Below are 19990 nucleotides of genomic sequence, written 5' to 3'. Positions count from 1 at the left end.
TCACACCGGTCGGTATTCGACCTCCGGGCGGCCGGGTGTGCCGTAGCGGGGCACGCGCACCACACGCTCGGCCATGACCAGATACTCCAGGTAGCGGCGGGCGGTCACCCGCGAGATGCCGGTCTGCTGGCTCACCTCGCTCGCTGACCGGCCCCCCACCTGCGAGGAGAGCGCCGCCAGTACCCGGTGCAGGGTCTGCTCGTCCAGTCCCTTGGGCAACGTGTCCCGGGCCGCGCCGCGCAAAATGGCGAGCATCCGGTCCACCTCGTGCTGCGCGACCACCTCGCCCTCGGCGAGGGCCTGCCGCCGGTACTCTGCGTACCGCTCCAGCTTGTCGCGGAAGGCGGCGAAGGTGAACGGCTTGAGCAGGTAGTGGGTCACCCCCAGGGAAACAGCGGTACGCACCACCGCCAAGTCTCGCGCCGAGGTCACCGCCAGCACGTCCACGCTGCTACCCGCCGCCCGCAGCGCCCGGCACACGTCCAGGCCATGCAGGTCGGGCAGGCGGAAGTCGAGCAACACCAGGTCTATGCCCGCACCACCCTGCGGCCGTAGTGCCGCCATCGCCTCCCGCGCGGTATGCGCCACCCCGGCCACCACGAAGCCGGACACCCGCTCGGTGTACGCCTTGTGCGCCTCGGCCAACAGCGGCTCGTCCTCCACCACCAGCACCCGAATGTCGCTCATGCCGCCGCTCCACTTAGCTCACTCATGGGCCTCCTGCGGTCGTTGGCCCGGACGATGCTCGCTGAAATCGGCAGGCGAACGGCGCTCGCCCAGAATCGGCAGGCGGACGCTGAACAGGGTGCCGCCATCCTCACCACGGGTCACGTCGGTCCGGCCGCCGTGCTGGCGGACCACCTGCCCGACCAACGCCAGGCCGAGCCCCCGGCCGGCACTCTTGGTCGACCAGCCGCGCCGGAAGGCGTCCGCCACGCGGTCCGGGTCCAGACCGGGGCCGCTGTCCCCGACCCGGATCACGATTTCGCCGTTGTCATTGCCGACGAATACCCGGACCCGGCGCGGCGGCGGCATACCGGCCACCGCCTCAAGGGCGTTGTCGACCAGGTTGCCGACGACGGTAAGCAGGTCGGTGCTGGGCAGCGGGCTGTCGTCGAGCCGGCAGTCCGGCTCGATCACCAGGTCCACACCACGCTCACTGGCCTGAGCCGACTTGCCGAGCAGCAGGGCGGCCAGCGCCGGCTCGGTCACCGCCCCGACTACCCGGTCGGTGAGCTGCTGGGCCAACGCCAGATCGCGGGTGGCGAGCTGGACAGCCTCGTCGGTGCGGCCCAGATCCACCAGGGTCAGCACGGTATGCAGCCGGTTGGCCGACTCGTGGGTCTGGGCCTGCAACGCCTCGGTGAGCGCGCGTACCGAGTCCAACTCGCGGGCCAGGTTACGCAGCTCGGTCTGGTCGCGCAGGGTCAGCACCGTGCCGAGCACGGTCCCCTCGAAGCGGGTGGTTCGCTGGTTGGCCACCAACACCCGGACCCCGGCGAGGATCGGCTCGTCGTTCGCGTCCCGCCCGGCGGCAATCAGGTCGGCCACCGCGGGTGGCAGGTCGAGTTCGGTCACCGGCCGGTCGGTGACCACTGTGTCTTCGGCCAGCCCGAGTAGCCGGCGACCCTCGTCGTTGATCAGCGCGATTCGGCGGTCCCGGGTCAACAGCACGAGCCCTTCACGTGCGGAGTGCAGAACGGCGTCGTAGTACTCGTACATCCGGGTCATCTGGTTGGGGCCAAGGCCGTGGGTCTGCCTGCGGAGCCGCCGGCTGAGCAGCCAGGATCCGGTGGCCGCGAGGGCCAACGCCGGTAGGGCTATGCCGAGCAGCACGGGCACCTGGGCGAGCAGCTTGCGGTTGATCGCCTCGGTGGTGATGCCGACCGAGACCAGCCCGATGACCTGATTGCTTTCGCCGAGCACCGGGACCACCGCACGCACCGACTCACCGAGGGTGCCGACGTTGACTGTGGTGAACGGCGTACCAGCCAGGGCAGGATCGATCTCGCCGATGAACGGCTGCCCGATCAGGCTGGGGTTCGGGTGGGAGTACCGGGTCCGGTCCGGGGTCATCACCACCACGAAGTCCGTTCCGGTGGCCAGTCGGGTGGCCTCGGCGTACGGCTGAAGGCGGGCCGCCGGGTCGACGGCAGTGAGGGCCGCGCGGACGTCGGGAGACCGGGCGACCGTCTGCGCCACCGCCAGGACCTCCTCCTCGGCGGCATGGCGAGAGTCGCTGCGGGCCAGCCACACGATGCCCGCCTCACCGGCCAGCACCAGCAGCGTCACGACCAGCGCCTGGAGGGCGAACAGCTGCCCCGCGATGCTCCACTGTCGTCGGGCCACATCTCCCTCCTTCCATGCTGCACACCTCCGGCAGGTGTGACGCACCGGCCGCCGGCCCATTCCCGCCGCAGCTCACTGCGGATCACCGTGGCGAACAGAATGAACGCAAGCATGCCCTGTGGTGAGATGCGCCTCACATTGTGGGCATGGATACCTCCACAACCACCCCCGCGTCCGCCCGGCCGGCTCGCCGCGATCCGACCCGGTACCTCTACCTCGCGGTGATCCTCGCCGTGGTCGCTGGCATCGTGGTCGGCTTCGCCGCACCCGAGGTTGGCAAGGCGTTGAAGCCTCTCGGCACCGGCTTCGTGAACCTGATCAAAATGATGATCAGCCCGGTCATCTTCTGCACGATCGTGCTGGGTGTCGGATCGGTTCGCCAGGCTGCCAAGGTCGGCAAGGTCGGTGGCCTCGCCCTCGGCTACTTCCTGCTCATGTCAACCGTGGCGCTGGCCATCGGTCTGGTGGTCGGCAACATCGTCAACCCCGGTGCCGGCCTGAACCTCGGCCCTGAGGTGGCCGAGGCGGGCAAGGCCGCCGCCAATGGCGAGAGCGGCGACACGGTCGACTTTCTGCTGGGCATCATCCCGACCTCGTTGCTCTCCGCGTTGACCGAGGGCGAGGTACTGCAAACACTGCTGGTCGCACTGTTGGTCGGCTTTGGCGTGCAGGCCCTCGGCACGCGGGGCGAGCCAGTGCTACGGGCGGTGGGCGTGATCCAGCGCCTGATCTTCAAGGTCCTGGCGATGATCATGTGGGTGGCGCCGATCGGAGCGTTCGGCGCGATAGCTGCGGTGGTCGGTGCGACAGGGATGGACGCGCTGAAGAGCCTGGCGCAGATCATGGTCGGCTTCTACATCACCTGCGCGCTCTTCGTGTTCCTGGTGCTGGGGGCGCTGCTCTGGTTCGTCGCCCGTATCTCGATCTTCAAGCTGCTCGGCTACCTGGGTCGGGAGTTCCTGCTGATCCTGTCGACCTCGTCGTCGGAGTCGGCGCTGCCCCGGCTGATCGCCAAAATGGAGCACGTCGGGGTGAGCAAGCCGGTCGTCGGGATCACCGTGCCCACTGGATACTCCTTCAACCTCGATGGCACCGCTATCTACCTGACCATGGCCTCGCTGTTCGTCGCCGATGCGCTGGGCAAGCCGCTGTCGATTGGAGAGCAGATCTCACTCCTGGTATTCATGATCATTGCGTCCAAGGGTGCGGCCGGGGTGACCGGCGCGGGCCTGGCCACCCTGGCCGGCGGGTTGCAGTCGCACCGGCCGGACCTGGTCGACGGCGTCGGCCTGATCGTCGGCATCGACCGGTTCATGTCCGAGGCCCGGGCGCTGACCAATTTCGCCGGCAACGCGGTCGCCACCGTACTGGTCGGCATCTGGACCGGACAGTTCGACCGGGACCAGGCTCGGGCCGTACTCGCCGGCCAACGCCCGTTCGACGAGGCCACCATGCTCGACGAGGACGACGCGCACGGCGGGCCGGACGAGCCGGACGGGACAAACGAGCCGGTCGCAGCACCGCGCCCCGCCCCGCTGGTTGACACGTCCGCCTGACCCAACCGCCCGCCGCCCGGGCCGGGGCCGGACCGTCGTCCGGCGCGGGGCCGGGCGGCCCGAAGCACCACGCAGGCCCGGGTGGCCAGGAGCACCGCACCCGCCCGAAGCACCACGCAGGCCGGAAGCACTGCGCTGGCCCCCGGACTCAGTACGCCGGGCCCTCGATGAGCGCGGCGTAGCCGTCCAACAGCCGATGCAGGCCGAACTCGAAAACGGTGTCCAACTCCAGGTCGACCGTCTCGGTCAAGGCCGCCAACGTGGGATACCGGCCGGTTATCAGCTGGTGGAACGTCGCCTCATGCGTCTCCACCCACTGCTCATCGGTGAGCCCGGTGTCCTGCACCGCCTGCGCCTGCGCCTCCAGGTTCGTGGCGATGCCCCGGACGTACGCCATCAGCGTCACCGCCACGTGCCAGCGCAGTTGGGTGTCGAGGCCGAGGCCCGCAGTGGCCCGTAACGCCCACTCCGTGTGCGCCATACCGTTGGGCAATGGCTGCGGGCGCGGCATCGAGATGAGGTGCGGCAGCCAGCGATGCCGCCGGTAGACCGCCCACTGCGCCCGAGCAAGCAGTTCGAGGCGGGCCCGCCAGCCGGCCGGTGGCACGGCAGGCAGCGGCGCGGCAGCCAACACCGCGTCGACCATCGCCAGGATCAGGTCGTCCCGACTGCGGACGTGCCGATACAACGCCATGGTGGCGGCGCCCAGCTCGGCGGCGAGCTGCCGCATGGAGACGGCGGCTAGGCCGCCCGCATCGGCCAAGGCAATCGCAGTACGCACCAACAGTTCCCGACTCAGCTCCGGATCCGTGCCGAGGGAGCCGCGACGGGCGTGCGGCACCGCCGGACGGGGCGCGGCCACCACGGTTCCCGCCCCGGGCCGGGTCAGCACCAGCCCTTCGTCGCGGAGCAGGGCAAGCACCTTGGTGGCGGTGGCAATGGCCACCCCGTGCTCGCGGGTGAGTTGTCGGGCCGAGGGCACCGGGTCGCCGGGCCCCAGCTCCCCGAGGGTGATCCGGCGGCGGATCTCCGCCGCGATCCGCCGGTACGGCGGCTCCGAACCGGCCACGGCCCACCTCCGGTGCAGCGTACTAGTACGAGATAGGCCAGGAGCCCTCGTCGGGGCGAGCGTACTAGGTCGCAGCTCGCCCACGTTCCAGCATGGACCTACCGTCCATCGCGGACCCGACGCAGGCCGGGTTGACGGCGTACGCAGAAACTTCGGGAGCGCTGCGATGAACGACAGGACCGTACTCATCTCGGGTGCCAGCATTGCCGGCCCTGCGCTGGCCTACTGGCTGCGCCGCTACGGCTTCGACGTCACCGTGGTGGAGAGGTCCCCGGCGCTACGGCCGGGCGGCCATGCGATCGACGTACGCGGAGTCGCCCGCGACGTGGTCGAGCAAATGGGGATCATGCCCCGGGTACGGCAAAACTGTGTCGACGAGCGCGGTGCCGCGCTCGTCGGCCGGAACGGCCGGCGCACCGCGACGATGTCCGTGGAGGCGTTCGACGGCGAGGGAATCGTCGCGGACATCGAGATCATGCGGGGCGACCTGTCCCGGATCCTCTATGACGCGACCAGAAACGATGTCGAATACCTCTTTAATGACCGGATCGTGCGGCTCGACCAGGGCGACGGTGGAGTCGATGTGGTTTTCGCCAGTGGGGCGGCTCGCCGGTTCGACCTCGTCGTGGGTGCCGACGGGGTGCACTCCGGCGTACGCGGTCTCGCCTTCGGCCCCGAATCCGACTACGTACACCACCTCGGTGCGTACACCGCGTATTTCACCGTGCCCGATCCCGGCGATCTGGACAACTGGTTCCTGATGTACAACGCGCCCGGCGGGCGGGTGGCCATGCTCCGCCCCGAGCGCGGCGGTACGGCGAAGGCGTCGCTCAGTTTCACCTCGCCACCGCTCGACTACGACCGGCGAAACGCCCACGACCAGCAGCGGATTCTGGCCGACCGGCTGGCCGGGGCCGGCTGGCGGGTGCCCGAGCTGCTGGCGGCGATGCCGGACGCACCGGACTTCTACTTCGACGCCATCTGCCAGGTACGCGTCGACCGCTGGTGGCGGGGGCGGGTGGCGCTGGTGGGCGACGCCGGTTACTGCGGTTCGCCGCTGGTCGGGCTCGGCACCAGCATGTCCCTTGTCGGTGCGTACGTCCTCGCCGGGGAGCTGGCGTCCTCGCCGGACGATCACGAGGCGGCGTTTGCCCGCTACCAGGACGAGATGCGCGACTACGTCGCCGCCGCGATGGAGCTGCCACCCGGCGGAATCAACGGGTACGCGCCACAGTCCCAGCTGATGATCTCGCTACGTGCTCTGTCGATGCGGATGATGAACCGGTGGCCGATGCGTCAGATCCTGGCCAAACAGTTTCAGAAGTCCGACGCGATCGTGCTCAAGGACTACACCGCCCGATTGCACCAACCGGACCGCGTTGTGTAACGCATGAATGTCTCGACCCGATGACCCGACGCTAGGCCATTCGCAACTGGTCGCGGAGCATCCGGGCGACCTGTGCCATCAGTGCCTCCGCCTCTGGTTGCAGCACCGCCGGTACGCGGGATTCGGTGAGGGCCGCGACGGCGAACGCCTGCCCGTCGGCGTGCTCGACGACCCCGACCTCGTGTCGGAGGTTGAGCAACGTGCCGGTCTTCGACGACCACCGGGAGGCGTCGGAGCTGAAGTCGGGAGCCATTCGGTGCCGGATCATGTTGTTCTTCATCAGCTCGCGGACGCGTGCCGCAGTGGCGGGCTGGATCGTCGTGGGCCGCCACAGTCCCGCCAGCAGGTCGACGAAGTTCCGGGCGGACCCGACGTTTGCGCGACTGATGTCGAGCTGGGGTACGGGATGTCCCTGTCCCGCTGTCGCCGCGCCGATGGCGAGGGAGTGGGCAAGGTGCACCTCCGTCGGGGCGAACCGTTCGGCTGGCGTCTCGGTGAGGTCTCCCATGAGGTGGCGGACCACGATGCCGTCGTGGCCGAGCCGCCGCAGCTCCGCGGTGACCGCGGCGGGCGGGGTGAGTGCGAACAGCGCGTCGGCGGCGGTGCCGTCGCTGATCGACGTACTGAGATAGATCAGGTCCTCGAGCGCGACCGTGGCCGGGTGCTGGAACTTCGTCAGGCCGGTCGGTCCTGGGACGGTGACGCGGCCGGGCTGCACCACGATCGGTGTGGCCAGGTCGAGTTCACCGCGCTCGACACGTTCCAGCGTGGCGAGCGCGAGCGGCACCTTGACCAGGGAAGCGATCGGATAATCCACCTCGGCGTCGATCCCGAGTTCATCGCCGGTGTCGAGGTCACGCACCAGAAACGAGCCGCGCAGACCGCCGTCGTGCAGAGCCTCCCGCGCATCGCGCAGAACCCTGGTTGTCCCCACTGCTACTCCTCACCATCACCCGGTACGTCGCCGCTGCGGTTGCCGGGGTGCGGCGCGCCGAGGCAGAGCCCGATCATCGCGAGCGGGAGGTTTCGGATCCGCTGGGCGTCCTCGCCCGACCCGGCCGTGACGTCGTAGCCGCGTACCAGCTTCAACTCGCCGATCGGCCGCCAGTGCAGGCCCAGTTCGCTGGCCTGGGCGGCGGAGCAGAGCAACAGGTCTGCCGAGCCGAGCACCTCAGCTCCGGCGTCGACAAATGAAGCCGAGACCACGACCTGGGCAGGTTGGAGGCCAAGTCGGTCCCGTAGCCGCATCATCTGGTCTCTGATGTGCGGTACGTCGTCCTCCGGCTGGATCCAGATGCGCCGCCGACGGGTCGTACGACCGGTCCGCCCCGCGCGCAGCATGTCAACGTAGATCATCTGCTCGGCCGGCTCAGCGGTGCCGGCCAGCCCCAACGGTACCCGCCAGAGCGCTCCGTCCACGGGCACGGAAATGATCGCCGCGCGTACCTCCAGCGTCCGGGCGAGTTCCGCCCGTTCACCCGGGTCGGCTGGGTGTAGGGCGAGATTCAGGTCGTGCCGACGCGCCTCGGCCACAAGGCCGGCGAGCCGGCGCGGGGCGGCGACTGCCGGTACGGCCAGCCGGAACGGGCGTCGCTTGGCGCGCTCGGCGTCGTGTTCCATGGTCTCGGCGAGTTCGACCAGCCGTCGAGCTGAGGGAAGCATGTCCCGGCCGAACTGGGTCAGCGTGACGGTCCGCGACGACCGGTCGAACAGCTTGGCGCCCAGGTGCTCCTCCAGAGCGGAGATCCGCCGACTGGCGACTGACTGTGGCATGCCTGCCGCAGCGGCACCGACGGTGAAGCTGCCGTACCGACTCACCGCCACGAACGCCTTGCAGGCCCTGACCATGTCCACGACGGCAGCCTATAGCCATGCCGAATTGACATTGATCCGCACTTTTCTGTCTTGGACAGCATCTATCGCCGAATGTCAGGCTCCCCCTGTTCACCTGGGCCGTCTCGTCAGGTAGCTCCCTTTTGCCGTTAATGAGCTACGAGAAAGGCACAGCTCGCCTGGAGGAGGAAGACATTGACGTCACAACATCCGACTGTCACACGCCGTGCACTTCTAGGGATGGCGGCGCTCTTGCCGATGACCGCATGCGCGGAAGAGGGCAGGAGGACAGCGGCGCAGCCGTCCACTGGTGCGTCCTCGTCTTCCCCCATCGCATCGACTGGTCACCACGGTCAACTGGCCGGGTTGGAGCGGAAGTTCGACGCACGCCTGGGGGTGTACGCCCTCGCTACCGGCACCGGGGCCACCATCTCCCACCGGGCGGACGAACGGTTCGCATTCTGCTCGACGTTCAAGGGGTTGGCGGCAGCGGCAGTCCTGCACCGCAATCCGGTGTCGTACCTGGACCGGGTCATCAAGTACACGGAGGCCGACCTGATGAAGAGCGCGGCCATCACCAGGCGACATGTGGCTGCGGGAATGACGGTCCGACAGTTGTGCGATGCCGCAGTCCGGTACAGCGACGGAACCGCCGGCAACCTCCTGCTCCGCGAACTCGGCGGTCCGGTCCAGTTCACGGCCTATCTGCGTAGCCTCGGCGACACGGTCACCCGGATGGATCGGATCGAGCCGACGATCACCGAGGCCACTCCGGGAGATCCCCGGGACACCACCTCACCCCGGGCGATCGGTAGCGACTATCAGAAAATCCTGCTGGGGGATGTTCTGTCTGCGGACAAGGGTGCTTTCCTCCGCGACCTGTTGGAACGCAACGCGACCGCTGCCGGCGCGCAACGTATCCGAGCCGGCGTGCCGCAGGGATGGACCGTGGCGGACAAGACCGGGACAGGTGACTACGGCACCCTCAATGACATAGCTGTGGTGTGGCCGCCGAATTCCGCGCCGCTCGTCATCTCGATCATGTCTAGTAAGGCCACCAAGGACGCCAGGTACGACCAGGCTCTCCTCGCCGAGGCCGCCGCGTACGTGGTAGCCCGCCTCGTGGGAGAGGAGTAGAGCGCGCCCAGCGAAGCCGTACACACCGGGCTACTAGACGCCGACTACGTCCAGGTCGGAACCCATATCCCGAGGCCGATCGACCTTACTTACCGGTCGTGCCGAACGCTCGCAGGAAGGTCGTGATCGCGTTCTCGGTGACTTCACGCAGCTCGGATTGGGGGATTTTCCTCGTTCCCAGACGAGAGCGGTTTTCCAGCGGACCGGTGAGCAGGGCACCGAAGTGCTCGGCAGCGATCGCGGGGTCGCCACCGAGCGACAGCTGGCCAGCCAGCGCCAGTCTGGCCAGACGTGCGGCCAACGCGTCGTTGACGCGGTCCGTGGCCCTGTCTCGGACGATGTCGAGCAGTTCCGGCCTGCTCGCTGCGCGTAGCAGTCGCCGCAGTGCCACGGTTTGCTCATCGCAGTAGCACTCGGCAAGCCTCAGCCCGGTCTCGGTCAGCATCGCAGCGAGATCACCGCTGCCGCCGAGCAGTTCGACCGCAGCGAGGTTGCGCGTCAGCGCCTGGTCGGACAGGGCGGCGATCACTTCTCGGAAGAGATTCTCCTTGTCGCCGAAGTGGTTGTAGATCGTGTGCTTGGCGACCTTAGCCTCGGCGGCGATCGCGTCGACGCCTGCCAGGTGATACCCGTCCCTGGCGAAAATGGTGAACGAGGCGTCCAAGATCGCTTGCCGCTTGTCGATCCGCCCCGTGCTGCTGTCCGACTTCGCTCCACGCACGGGGCAACAATAGCGTTCACACCACCCAGTGCGTTAGATTGCACTCACCAGTGCAGTCTGAACAAGGGAGACTCGATGATCATCAGCCTGCTGCGGTTCAGCTTCAAGCCGGACGTCACCGAGGAGGAGAGGGCGGAGGCGTTGGCCGCGATGCGGCGCACCGCGTCGGTGGAGTCGACCGTTTTCTCTGTGGTCGGCCGTGATCTCGGGGACCCGGCGGAGGGTTTCACTCATGCCTCGGTGACGGCGATCCCCGACCTGGACGCGCTCGAGCGGTACATGCATGATCCGGTGCACGTGAAGGGTGACGAATACATCCTGCCGAGATTGGTTAAGCAGTCCGCCGTGCGGCTGTCCGACGATCCGGACCCTGAGCTGCCACGAAAGATCTATGCGATCTACGCGCAGAGAGTTGAGAGCGATCCCGCCTGGGGCCGCGAGGTGGAGGCGCTCTTCGCCGCTGCCGGGACGAAACCCACGCCCAAGGGCGAAGCCGCCCTCAAGGACGTTGACCAGTAATCCCAGGGGTTCGTGACTCCTGGCAGCGATCTGGCATAACTGGCACCACGGCCAGCCAGTCCTACAGCCATAGTTTGCGACCGCCACTGCCGGCGCTGGCTCGCCCCGCGAAGCTGGACAGCTGAGAGATCGAACCTGGGCCCTCCCAACGGAGAGCCTGGGTTCGATGTTTGTCGTGGCTAGCGGACCTCGAACGCGCCAGACTTGGCTGAAGCAACAAAGCCTGCCCACGCGGCCGGGCCAAAGGTCAGAGTGCCGCCGTCACGGTCCTTGGTGTCCCGAACAAATACGACGCCGAGAAGGTTGTCGGCAACCTCGACGCAGGCCCCGCCGTTGTTGCCGCTGCGGGTGCTCTTGCGCCAAGTGGCGCCGGTCAGGTCATCCATGATGCTGTCGCCTCCTTGATCGAGCGGGTGACGCAGGGCTAGGCAGCGCCCAGGCTCCCGATGCACTCCCATCCATCCCGACGCTAGGTGCAGCCATTCGACGCCAACAGGTGCACGATGCGTAGTCCTCATAGTTTGCGACTACCACCGGCTCGCTCCACTTCTCGTAGCAGCAGTCCGAGGGTCTGCGACCGTCGGTCGGCTGGCAGGGCGGCCATGGCCTGTCTGGCGTAGGCGACTCCACCAGCCAGGTCACCGGCCTTCGTCAACATGAGGCCGCGATGCAGCTCGATATGCGTAGCGAAGCGTGCCAGCGACGCCGGTCGGAGCCGATCAGCCTCGGCCTGGGCCTCATCACCAGCATCCACAACGCCCAACCTCGCGTACAGCATGCTTCGGAACGTCGCCATCCGCCATGGCGGCACTGCCGTATCCGACACCTCAGCATCCGGTGAAGCCACCCGATCGAACACCCGCCGGGCATCCTGATCAGCAGAAACTGCCCCGGCAACGTCACCTCGGCCGGCAGCCACATGCGCCCGCGCCATCAGGGCGTTCAACCGCCCAATGGATGGCCGCTCGGACAGCCCAATCGCTGCGTCGGCATAGCCCTGAGCCGTCGGTAACTCGGCCCCCTCGTAGGCCAAGGCGATAGCGGCGCGACCGCGTACCCAGATTCGGGTGTCGAGATCGCCGGACCGGTCCGCTGCCGTCGCCGCCAGGTCGTACCAACGGATCGCCTCGGCGGGCCCAGCTGTCGTCTTGCCGTAGATCGCGAGTGTTCGCGCGGCGTTCGCCCACATGGCGGGCGTCTCAAGCTGCTGCTGCATGACAACGAGATCACTCGCCAGCCGTGTTTGCAGGACATTCGCCCCGATGGCCATGTAGTCACGACCATACTGGGCCACCCGTTCCCGCCATTCTTCCTCCGCAGGCTGCCCAGCAAGTACCGCATTAAAGCCAGCCTGAATGAGTTCGCCAGCTACCGCGGAGCTGACAACGCCAGCCGCGATGCCGAGCATTCGACGTCTATCCACGTCAGCCTCCCCGAGTGCCCGCGCATACGCGAGCACGATGTCAGGCGTCGCTGTCCGGCGTCCGGCCTCGACGTTGCTCAGGTGAGTCAACGAGTAGCACGAGCGGGCTGCGACGTAGGTCAGCGTCACACCGGCCTCAAGACGAGCATGCCTCAGCTGGCTACCAAGATCGTCCATCGAGTCACCTTTGAAAAGGGTTGAAAACCGTGGCGCCCTATTGATCTCTCACTGTCAGCGTAACGCTACTAAGAGAGAGCATTCGCCTTGGTCGTCCACTTGAAAGGTGGTTCGTCATGTACAGCGGTGACTATGAGCCGGTCCCGAATCCACCCACGAAACCCGCACCACCGCCGAACTCCGAACCGAACGAGGAAAAGCCACCTGCGTCAGACGATGACGAAACCGCTGGTGATGCCTGATGGTCAGCGCCCACGCACCCGTCGTACGACGGGCCCGCTATGCCGAGGTAGCCACCACACCGCGCTCGCCACCGACGCCGCCCACGATCTGCCCCTGGCCGAATGGCTCGTCCCCGACCATGACCAGCGCCTCGGTGTGCTCACCGAAGCCGTCCACATCTGGATCGAACACGCCCTCTTCTTCGGCGAAGTCGACGTCCTCACCGACGCCGACGGCCCGATCGGAGCCGCTGTCTGGTTCCACCGATACCGACAGATCCCGCCACCGGCCGCGTACGAAGCCCGCCTCGCCGCCGCCTGCAATGAGCACACCAAACGATTCACCACCCTCGGCCAACTCCTCGACGCCCAGCGCCCCGAGAAAGGCCACGAACACCTCGCTCTACTCGCCATCGCACCCGACCATCGCGGCACTGGCATCGCCACCCAGTTGCTCAACCACCACCACAGTCGACTCGACCGCTACGGCACCGCTGCCTACACCGAAGCCTTCAGCACCGAGCACTGTGACCTGCTCACCCACCACGGCTACCAGGTTCGGCCGCCACTACACCTCACCCGCCACCACACGATCCACCCCATGTGGCGACCCGGCCGTCCGCCCGAAGCCGACACCTGACCACCCCGAAGACCCCGTCGACCTGCGCGGCAACGCAACCCGACGGGCACCCAAGACGGCGGGGCCGCCGCAACATCCAACCCTTCAGCGGCGGCCCCGCCGCAGAAACCAAAACCGACGTACGGATGACCGCTGCCACCAGTAGGCGCGGTGGGGAGCAGTTCCGTCGTCCAATTTCGCTGGATCAGGACGTTTTTCGGCTGTCGGAGCGGTGTCGGAATCAGGTGCGCGGTTGTCGGGACCGGTTCCGACAACCTCCTGAGCGTCGGGATGTGTGGTCGACAACCGGGCGAGTTCTGGAAGAGCGTTGGCGATCTCCTCGAAGGAGGTCACCGGTTCCGGCTTCCGGGCCAGGGTCGCGAGGTGCAGCGCGGTACCCAGGTGCACCTGGAGCACCTCGCCGATGTCCCGCAGGTCGGAATCGGCAGGTGACCGCCGGCCGGTCAGGGTGTCCTGTACGACGGCGGGGCTGATCCCGGCCCGTACCGACAACTCGGCCATGGTGACTCCCAGCATCTCCGCGTACGTGCAGAGGTATCTGGCCAACGCGCGACGCCAGCGCGGTGCGGTCGAGTCGATCGACTGGGCCAGATGACCCACTCGGACGCGCTGTCGGGCGTGGGTCAACTCCGGCAGGTCGAGGATGCGCCGGGACCGTAGCTGGGGCGTGACCAGGAGTTCCTGTTCGACCGACAGCCGGGCGCACTCCTCACGCAGGGTCGCCAACTGGGCCGCTTCGGTCCGTGCGCCGAGATACAGCTCCCGTACCTTCAGAAGCTCCGTTTCGAGTTGGTCTGCCCGCATGTCGGCGTCCCGTCGCTGCCGCTGCGCGATGCGGATCGACTCCAACTGCCTTGTGGTCTCCTCATGGTGTCGGCGACGCATCCGGGCGATTGTGGCTTGGAGTTTTTCGACAGTCGGCGGCCCACTCTCCGGCACCTCGGGCAGCACCGGGTCATCGTCGAGGCGACTGATCGCCCCCTTGTAGCCGGGCGGAGCTTCCTTGCGGGCCCGTTGGTAAAGCCCTGCCGCGTGCGCCAACAGAGCCTCGGTGTCACATCCTTTCGGCAGTGCCCGGACCACCATCTCGGTGGTGGGCCAGTTCGGCCCGCGTTTGTACTTGCCGCTGATCTGCTCGGACAGTGACCGCCGGTCGAAGCCGACGACCAGGACTCCTCGATCCTTTGCCACGCGCAGAAGCGTGGCCTGACCATCGAGCTGGTAGTGCTCCTCGATGAGCTGACGGACGTACAGGGTGTAGGCGGCAGCCTCCGGGGTAGCGCAGCGCTTGCGCACGGTGTCGTCGGCAAGCGTATGTGGCCGGGGCTTTCGTGGCTTCGGTGTCGGGTCTGGGCCCGTGGGCATGCTGGTTGTCCTTGGTCATTGGACCCGACAACAACGGTGTTTGTCGGGACAGTGCGTCTGGGCCTTCCCCGACATATCCGTAATCGGCGAAGGTTCCTTCAGCCATCCCGTCGCGAGCGGCGGGCGGGTCAGGGTCCTTCGCGTCGTCCGACTGACCTGGAACTCAGTTCGACGTGAGGGGCCCATCCATGATCACTCTTTGTGAGAGGACAGTGACAGGATGCCCGATCGGGGCAAGTTTTGCGAACCCCGCTTACTTCTGCTGGCGCTCGCCGCTGCGGTAGCACCCGTACTGTGGCTCGGCTGCCGTCCCGTCCGGGCAAAGCGGTCCGGCCTGCCCAGCCGTACCTGGCGGTCGATTGAGCACCGGCGGCCGGCGGGCCGACCCCGCCCCCGGCATCGGCATCGGCGTGGCCGACCGTGACCTGAGCACCGTCCGATAAGGACCACCATGGCTCGGCACCATCGAGGGCGCCGAGCCGTGCGGGGGTCGCCGCGGTCAACGGTCACCCCGGCTGGTGACACCTGACGAGATTCAGCTGCTACGTGCCTCGATCAGGACCGCCAGGCTGTCCAGGATCCGGTGCAGGCCGAAGTCGTACGCGTGGGTTGGGCTGTACGCCGCACCATGCGCTTCGCCCGCGGCGGCACCGACCCGCGCGGCGGTCGGATATTTCGTGGTGTCGAAGACCTTCTCCAGCAGTGGCGCGTTCGCCTCCCACCACTGCTGGTCGCTCATCGCGCGTTCGTGCTCGGCGGCTCGGGCGTCGGCCGCCGCGCGGGCGCAGGTCTGTACGAAACCGAGCAGGAAGGTCAACGCGGCGTCCATCTCCACGTCGTCCAGGCCCAGCCCGTCCAGTGCCCGGAGTTCATGCTCGTACTTGGCCATGACACCGGGGCCGAGCGGTGGACGGCCGGTGGAGATGTCGGCGAGCCACGGATGGCGTTCGTAGAGGATCCGGTTGTCGTGGGCGACGGCGGTCAGTCGTGCCCGCCACGAGTCGTCGGCCGGCTCGTGGCGAACCATCCCCCGGTACGCGGTGTCGAGCATCAGGTCGAGCAGTTCCGCCTTGCTCGGCACGTACGTGTAGAGGGACATCGCGGTGACGCCGAGCTGGTCGGCGACGCGGCGCATGGACAGCGCCGTAAGTCCTTCCCGGTCGGCGAGGTCGATCGCGGCCTGGGCGATCTGCGCCACGGTGAAACGTGGTTTGGGGCCTCGGCGGGGGCGATCCTGAACCCCCCAGAGCAGTTCGATGCTGCGTTTCGGGTCGCCGCCCCCGGTATGTTCCGTCGTCACCTCGACCATTCTCCTCGCATCGAAACTCCGTACATCGTATGCTACTCTTCCACCCCTCAACTCTATACGCCGTATAATTTAGGGGTCTGATGAATTCGATCGACCAGGCCGTCGTCGCCGAGGAGCTACGGAAAAGTTTCGGCAAGGCACCTGCCCTCGACGGCTTCAACCTGACCGTGCCCACCGGCTCGGTGCACGGACTACTCGGACCGAACGGAGCCGGCAAGACCACTGCCGTACGAATCCTCACGACCCTGCTGCGTCCCGATGGCGGCCGAGCCCGGGTCGCCGGCTTCGACGTGGTCGATCAGGCCAACCAGGTACGTCAACGCATCGGGCTGGTGGGCCAACACGCGGCGGTGGACGAAAGCCTCAGCGGACGACAGAACCTGGAGCTGTTCGGCCGGCTCCACCACCTCGGTGCCCGAGCCGCACGCCAGCGCGCCGACGAGCTACTGAGCCGGTTCGGACTGGCTGACACGGGCCGCAAACCGGTCGGACGCTACTCCGGCGGCATGCGCCGCCGGCTCGACCTTGCTGCCAGCCTGATCCTGGCACCGCCGGTCCTCTTTCTCGACGAGCCGACCACCGGCCTCGACCCGCGCAGCCGGACCGAGGTGTGGGACGCGGTCCGCGCCCTGGTGAAGGCGGGCACGACCGTACTGCTCACCACGCAGTACCTGGACGAAGCCGACCAGTTGGCCGACGAGATCTCGGTAATCGACCACGGACGGGTGGTGGCCACCGGCAGCCCGGACCAACTCAAGTCACGACTCGGCGGAGACCGGATCGACGTGGTCCTGCGCCGGGTCATCGACCTACCCGCCGCCGCCGGACTGATCGGCAGAATCGCCGACCGGGAGCCGGAGATCGATTCCGACACCCGCCGCATCAGCGTGCCCGCACGCGACCGGGTCGGCACGCTGATCGAACTGGTCCGGCAGCTGCATGCCCAGGAGATCACCGTCGAGGACATCGCACTGCGCCGCCCGACCCTCGACGAGGTGTTCCTGCACCTCACCGGTGAACCCACCAGGCTCGCCGAAGCGACGAGCGGACAGAAGGTGACGGCATGACCGTACTGGTTTCCGAAGGATCCCGAACGCCTTTCGACCGGCTGCGCTGGGCGATCTTCGACACCTGGACCATCACCCGCCGTGAGCTGGCGCACTGGGCCAACCATCCCCTCCAGATCGCCGTCGGATGGGTGTTTCCGGTCATGGTGCTGCTGATGTTCGCCTACCTCTTCGGCGGCGGGATGACCGTGCCGGGTGGCGGTGGATATCGCGAGTTTCTGATACCCGGCATGTTCGCGATGACCATGGTCTTCGGCATCGAGACCACCTTCGCCGGGATCGCCACCGACGCCTCCCGAGGGATCACCGACCGATTCCGTTCCATGCCCATGGCCGGGTCGGCCGTCGTCGCCGGCCGCACCGCCGCGGACATGCTCAACTCACTCCTCGGGTTGGCAGTCATGCTCCTGTGTGGCCTGGCGGTGGGTTGGCAGTGGCGGGACGGCATCGGCCGGGCTCTGCTCGCCCTCGGCCTGGTGCTACTGCTTCGAGTCGCCCTGCTCTGGATCGGCATCTATCTGGGGCTGGTCATCCGCAACCCCGAGGCCGTGGCGGTGTTACAGTTCCTGGTTTGGCCGCTTGGCTTCCTGTCCAACGCCTTCGTGGCACCCGAGACCATGCCCGGATGGCTGGCCCTCGTCACCGAGTGGAACCCGCTGTCCGCCACCATTTCCGCAGCCCGGGAGCTTTTCGGCAACCCCGGCTGGGGAGGCGATTCCTGGATCGCCCAACACGCGGTCCTGATGGCCGTGGTGTGGCCGACGCTGCTCACCGCCATCTTCTTCCCGCTCTCCGTACGCCGCTACCGCCGGCTCAGTCGCTGACCGGCACAACCAGTCGCTGACCGGCCCACCGATCCGCTGACCGGCACAACCCGTCGCTGACCGGCCCACCGATCGAAACTTCAGCCGTCATTCGAGTCGAGGAGCGCTATTGCCGACCGACCACATCGAAATCATCGGTGCCCGCGAGAACAACCTGAAGGACGTCTCACTACGCGTCCCGAAACGGCAGATCACCGTCTTCACCGGAGTCTCCGGCTCCGGCAAGTCGTCCCTGGTCTTCGACACCATCGCCGCCGAGGCACAGCGGCAACTCAACGAGACGTTCACCGCCTTCGCCCGCAGCCGCCTCCCCCGGTACGGGCAGCCCGATGTCGACTCGATCGACAACCTCTCCGCCGCGGTCATCGTCGACCAGAAGCGGATCGGCGGAAACTCCCGCTCGACGGTGGGCACGATCACCGACATCTCACCGCTGCTGCGACTGCTCTTCTCCCGCATCGGTGAGCCGTACGTCGGCTATTCCAACGTCTTCTCCTTCAACGATCCGCAGGGTATGTGCCCGGAGTGCGACGGAATCGGCCGTACCGTCACCCTCGACCTGGACAGGTTCCTCGACCGATCGAAATCGTTGAACGAGGGCGCGATCCAGCACCCTGACTTCGCCGTCGGCACCTGGTACTGGAAGATCTATGCCAATTCGGGACTCTTCAACAACGACCAGCCGCTGTCGGACTATGACGAGGCCCGCTGGCAGATGCTGCTGCACGGCGACGGGGGCGGCATCAAGGTGGCCCTGGAGTGGCAGGGCGGCCAGATCCCGTCCAAGTACGAAGGACTGGCGGACCGGTTCACTCGGCTCTACCTCAAGAAGGACATCAACGAGATGTCCGACCGCAACCGTGAGGTCTTCCAGCGCTTCGTCTCCACCACCACCTGCCCGGTATGTCAGGGTGCCCGGCTCAACCCGACCATATTGAGCTGCAAGATCGACGGATACGGCATCGCCCAACTCGCCGCACTAGAGGTGTCGAAGCTGGTCGACGTGCTGGCCGGCTTCACCGCCCCGACCGTCGCCCCGGTCCTGGAGAGCCTGCGGGACCGCTTGCAGAACCTGGTCACCATCGGGCTCGGCTACCTCAGCCTCAACCGGGAGACGTCGACCCTCTCCGGTGGCGAGTCGCAACGCATCAAGATGGTCCGGCACCTGAGCAGCAGCCTCATCGACATGATGTACGTCTTCGACGAGCCGAGCGTCGGGCTGCACGCCCGAGACGTGCACCGACTCAACGAACTGCTGGTCAAGCTGCGCGACAAGGGCAACACCGTACTCGTGGTCGAACACGACCGCGACGTCATCGAGATCGCCGACCACGTGGTCGACATCGGCCCCCGTGCCGGGGTGTACGGCGGGCAGGTGGTCTACCAGGGAGGCGTGAAGCAGCTCGGTGACGTGGACACCCTGACCGGCCGTCACCTGGGGCACAAACTGCCCCTGAAGAGCGAGTCCCGTACGCCCACCGGCGCGATGCCGATCGTCGACGCCAACCTGCACAACCTGAAGAACGTCACGGTGGACATCCCGACCGGCGTACTAACCGTGGTAACCGGGGTGGCGGGCTCGGGCAAGAGCACCCTGATCAACGACGTGTTCCTCGGCCAGCACCCGGACGCGATCGTCATCGACCAGTCGTCGGTGAGCACCTCGACCCGGTCCAACACCGCCACCTACACCGGGATGATGGACGGCATCCGCCGGCTCTTCGCCAAAGCCAACGGGGTCAACGCCGGACTGTTCAGCTTCAACTCCACCGGGGCCTGCCCCAACTGCCAGGGGCTCGGCATCATCTACACCGACCTGGCCTTCATGGAGGGGATCAAGTCACCCTGCGAGGTGTGCCAGGGACAGCGGTTCAAGCCGGAGGTGCTGGAGCACAAACTCCGGGGCAAGTCGATCAGCGAGGTGCTGGACCTGCCGGCCGCCGAGGCGGTGGAGTTCTTCACCGAGAAGAAGCTGCGGGACGTACTCCGGGCGGTGAACGACGTGGGGCTGGGCTATCTGAAGCTCGGCCAGCCGCTGAGCACCCTCTCCGGCGGAGAGTGTCAGCGGGTCAAGCTCGCCACCGAGCTGCACAAGGCCGGCAGCGTGTACGTCATGGACGAGCCGACCACCGGGCTGCACATGTCCGACATCGGCCACCTGCTCGGCATCATTGAGCGGCTGGTGGATCAGGGCAACTCGGTCGTCCTCATCGAGCACAACCTCGACGTCATCAAGAACGCCGACTGGATCATCGATCTCGGCCCGGAGGGTGGCAGCCAGGGCGGCAACATCGTCTTCCAGGGCACTCCCCGCGACCTGTTGACCGCTTCCGGCTCGTACACCGCCGAGTTCCTGCGCCGCGACCTGGAACACCTCGCCTGACCGAGCGCCG

General features: G+C 67.2%; 18 protein-coding genes. 8 read left to right on the top strand and 10 right to left on the bottom strand.

Annotated features, from left to right (window positions below; translation table 11 throughout):
- Both ACWDV4_RS04335 and ACWDV4_RS04330 read right to left on the bottom strand, forming a co-directional pair.
- Positions 1 to 687, bottom strand: coding sequence for a response regulator (locus tag ACWDV4_RS04335; RefSeq protein ID WP_449974793.1), 687 nt, complete (start codon positions 685 to 687; stop codon positions 1 to 3).
- Between the two features lie 18 nt (positions 688 to 705).
- On the bottom strand, positions 706 to 2349 hold the full coding sequence (locus ACWDV4_RS04330; protein ID WP_449974791.1) for an ATP-binding protein: 1644 nt from the start codon (positions 2347 to 2349) through the stop codon (positions 706 to 708).
- A gap of 146 nt (positions 2350 to 2495) precedes the next feature.
- On the opposite strand from ACWDV4_RS04330, the gene ACWDV4_RS04325 reads away from it, so the two are divergent.
- Entirely contained in the window at positions 2496 to 3905 is a 1410-nt protein-coding gene (locus ACWDV4_RS04325) for a cation:dicarboxylate symporter family transporter (RefSeq protein ID WP_449974789.1), read from the top strand.
- A 148-nt stretch (positions 3906 to 4053) separates the two neighbouring features.
- Here the strand turns inward: ACWDV4_RS04325 and ACWDV4_RS04320 are convergent, their stop codons facing one another.
- A complete protein-coding gene (locus ACWDV4_RS04320) occupies positions 4054 to 4974 on the bottom strand; it encodes a TetR/AcrR family transcriptional regulator C-terminal domain-containing protein (protein WP_449974788.1) in 921 nt (306 codons plus the stop codon).
- A 166-nt stretch (positions 4975 to 5140) separates the two neighbouring features.
- Between ACWDV4_RS04320 and ACWDV4_RS04315 the strand changes: the two genes are divergently transcribed.
- Positions 5141 to 6361: an FAD-dependent monooxygenase gene (locus ACWDV4_RS04315; RefSeq protein WP_449974786.1), complete on the top strand. Its 1221-nt coding sequence runs from the start codon at positions 5141 to 5143 to the stop codon at positions 6359 to 6361.
- 31 nt (positions 6362 to 6392) lie between these two features.
- Here the strand turns inward: ACWDV4_RS04315 and ACWDV4_RS04310 are convergent, their stop codons facing one another.
- Positions 6393 to 7295: a serine hydrolase gene (locus tag ACWDV4_RS04310; protein WP_449974785.1), complete on the bottom strand. Its 903-nt coding sequence runs from the start codon at positions 7293 to 7295 to the stop codon at positions 6393 to 6395.
- Positions 7296 to 7297: 2 nt separating this feature from the next.
- Positions 7298 to 8215, bottom strand: a complete 918-nt coding sequence (locus ACWDV4_RS04305) for a LysR family transcriptional regulator (RefSeq protein ID WP_449974783.1) — start codon at positions 8213 to 8215, stop codon at positions 7298 to 7300.
- Between the two features lie 219 nt (positions 8216 to 8434).
- Here ACWDV4_RS04305 and bla point away from each other — a divergent pair, with 219 nt between their 5' ends.
- Positions 8435 to 9331 carry a class A beta-lactamase gene (gene bla / locus ACWDV4_RS04300; protein WP_449974782.1) on the top strand — a complete coding sequence of 299 codons (897 nt, stop codon included), beginning with the start codon at positions 8435 to 8437 and terminating at the stop codon, positions 9329 to 9331.
- A gap of 85 nt (positions 9332 to 9416) precedes the next feature.
- Here the strand turns inward: bla and ACWDV4_RS04295 are convergent, their stop codons facing one another.
- Positions 9417 to 10052 carry a TetR/AcrR family transcriptional regulator gene (locus ACWDV4_RS04295; protein WP_449974781.1) on the bottom strand — a complete coding sequence of 212 codons (636 nt, stop codon included), beginning with the start codon at positions 10050 to 10052 and terminating at the stop codon, positions 9417 to 9419.
- 75 nt (positions 10053 to 10127) lie between these two features.
- On the opposite strand from ACWDV4_RS04295, the gene ACWDV4_RS04290 reads away from it, so the two are divergent.
- Positions 10128 to 10571, top strand: coding sequence for a Dabb family protein (locus ACWDV4_RS04290; RefSeq protein ID WP_449974779.1), 444 nt, complete (start codon positions 10128 to 10130; stop codon positions 10569 to 10571).
- A 179-nt stretch (positions 10572 to 10750) separates the two neighbouring features.
- Here the strand turns inward: ACWDV4_RS04290 and ACWDV4_RS04285 are convergent, their stop codons facing one another.
- A complete protein-coding gene (locus ACWDV4_RS04285; RefSeq protein ID WP_449974777.1) occupies positions 10751 to 10957 on the bottom strand; it encodes a DUF397 domain-containing protein in 207 nt (68 codons plus the stop codon).
- Between the two features lie 128 nt (positions 10958 to 11085).
- Positions 11086 to 12171 carry a helix-turn-helix domain-containing protein gene (locus tag ACWDV4_RS04280; RefSeq protein WP_449974776.1) on the bottom strand — a complete coding sequence of 362 codons (1086 nt, stop codon included), beginning with the start codon at positions 12169 to 12171 and terminating at the stop codon, positions 11086 to 11088.
- 216 nt (positions 12172 to 12387) lie between these two features.
- Between ACWDV4_RS04280 and ACWDV4_RS04275 the strand changes: the two genes are divergently transcribed.
- Positions 12388 to 13032 carry a GNAT family N-acetyltransferase gene (locus ACWDV4_RS04275; protein WP_449974774.1) on the top strand — a complete coding sequence of 215 codons (645 nt, stop codon included), beginning with the start codon at positions 12388 to 12390 and terminating at the stop codon, positions 13030 to 13032.
- A gap of 84 nt (positions 13033 to 13116) precedes the next feature.
- Here the strand turns inward: ACWDV4_RS04275 and ACWDV4_RS04270 are convergent, their stop codons facing one another.
- A complete protein-coding gene (locus tag ACWDV4_RS04270) occupies positions 13117 to 14397 on the bottom strand; it encodes a hypothetical protein (protein ID WP_449974772.1) in 1281 nt (426 codons plus the stop codon).
- A 535-nt stretch (positions 14398 to 14932) separates the two neighbouring features.
- Positions 14933 to 15697, bottom strand: coding sequence for a TetR/AcrR family transcriptional regulator (locus ACWDV4_RS04265; protein WP_449974771.1), 765 nt, complete (start codon positions 15695 to 15697; stop codon positions 14933 to 14935).
- A gap of 89 nt (positions 15698 to 15786) precedes the next feature.
- Here ACWDV4_RS04265 and ACWDV4_RS04260 point away from each other — a divergent pair, with 89 nt between their 5' ends.
- The 3 genes from ACWDV4_RS04260 (at position 15787) to ACWDV4_RS04250 (ending at position 19980) form a co-directional block, all read left to right on the top strand.
- The gene (locus ACWDV4_RS04260) at positions 15787 to 16773 is read left to right on the top strand and encodes an ATP-binding cassette domain-containing protein (RefSeq protein ID WP_449974769.1); all 987 of its coding nucleotides are present in this window, start codon (positions 15787 to 15789) and stop codon (positions 16771 to 16773) included.
- Positions 16770 to 17597 carry an ABC transporter permease gene (locus ACWDV4_RS04255; protein WP_449974767.1) on the top strand — a complete coding sequence of 276 codons (828 nt, stop codon included), beginning with the start codon at positions 16770 to 16772 and terminating at the stop codon, positions 17595 to 17597. Before ACWDV4_RS04260 ends, ACWDV4_RS04255 begins: the two co-directional genes overlap by 4 nt.
- 109 nt (positions 17598 to 17706) lie before the next feature.
- Positions 17707 to 19980, top strand: coding sequence for an ATP-binding cassette domain-containing protein (locus ACWDV4_RS04250; RefSeq protein WP_449974765.1), 2274 nt, complete (start codon positions 17707 to 17709; stop codon positions 19978 to 19980).
- Positions 19981 to 19990: the final 10 nt, after the last annotated feature.

The sequence above is a fragment of the Micromonospora sp. NPDC003197 genome (genome assembly GCF_053590565.1).
Note: the sequence above shows the minus strand (reverse complement) of the source record. Positions and strands in the feature narration are given on the sequence as shown.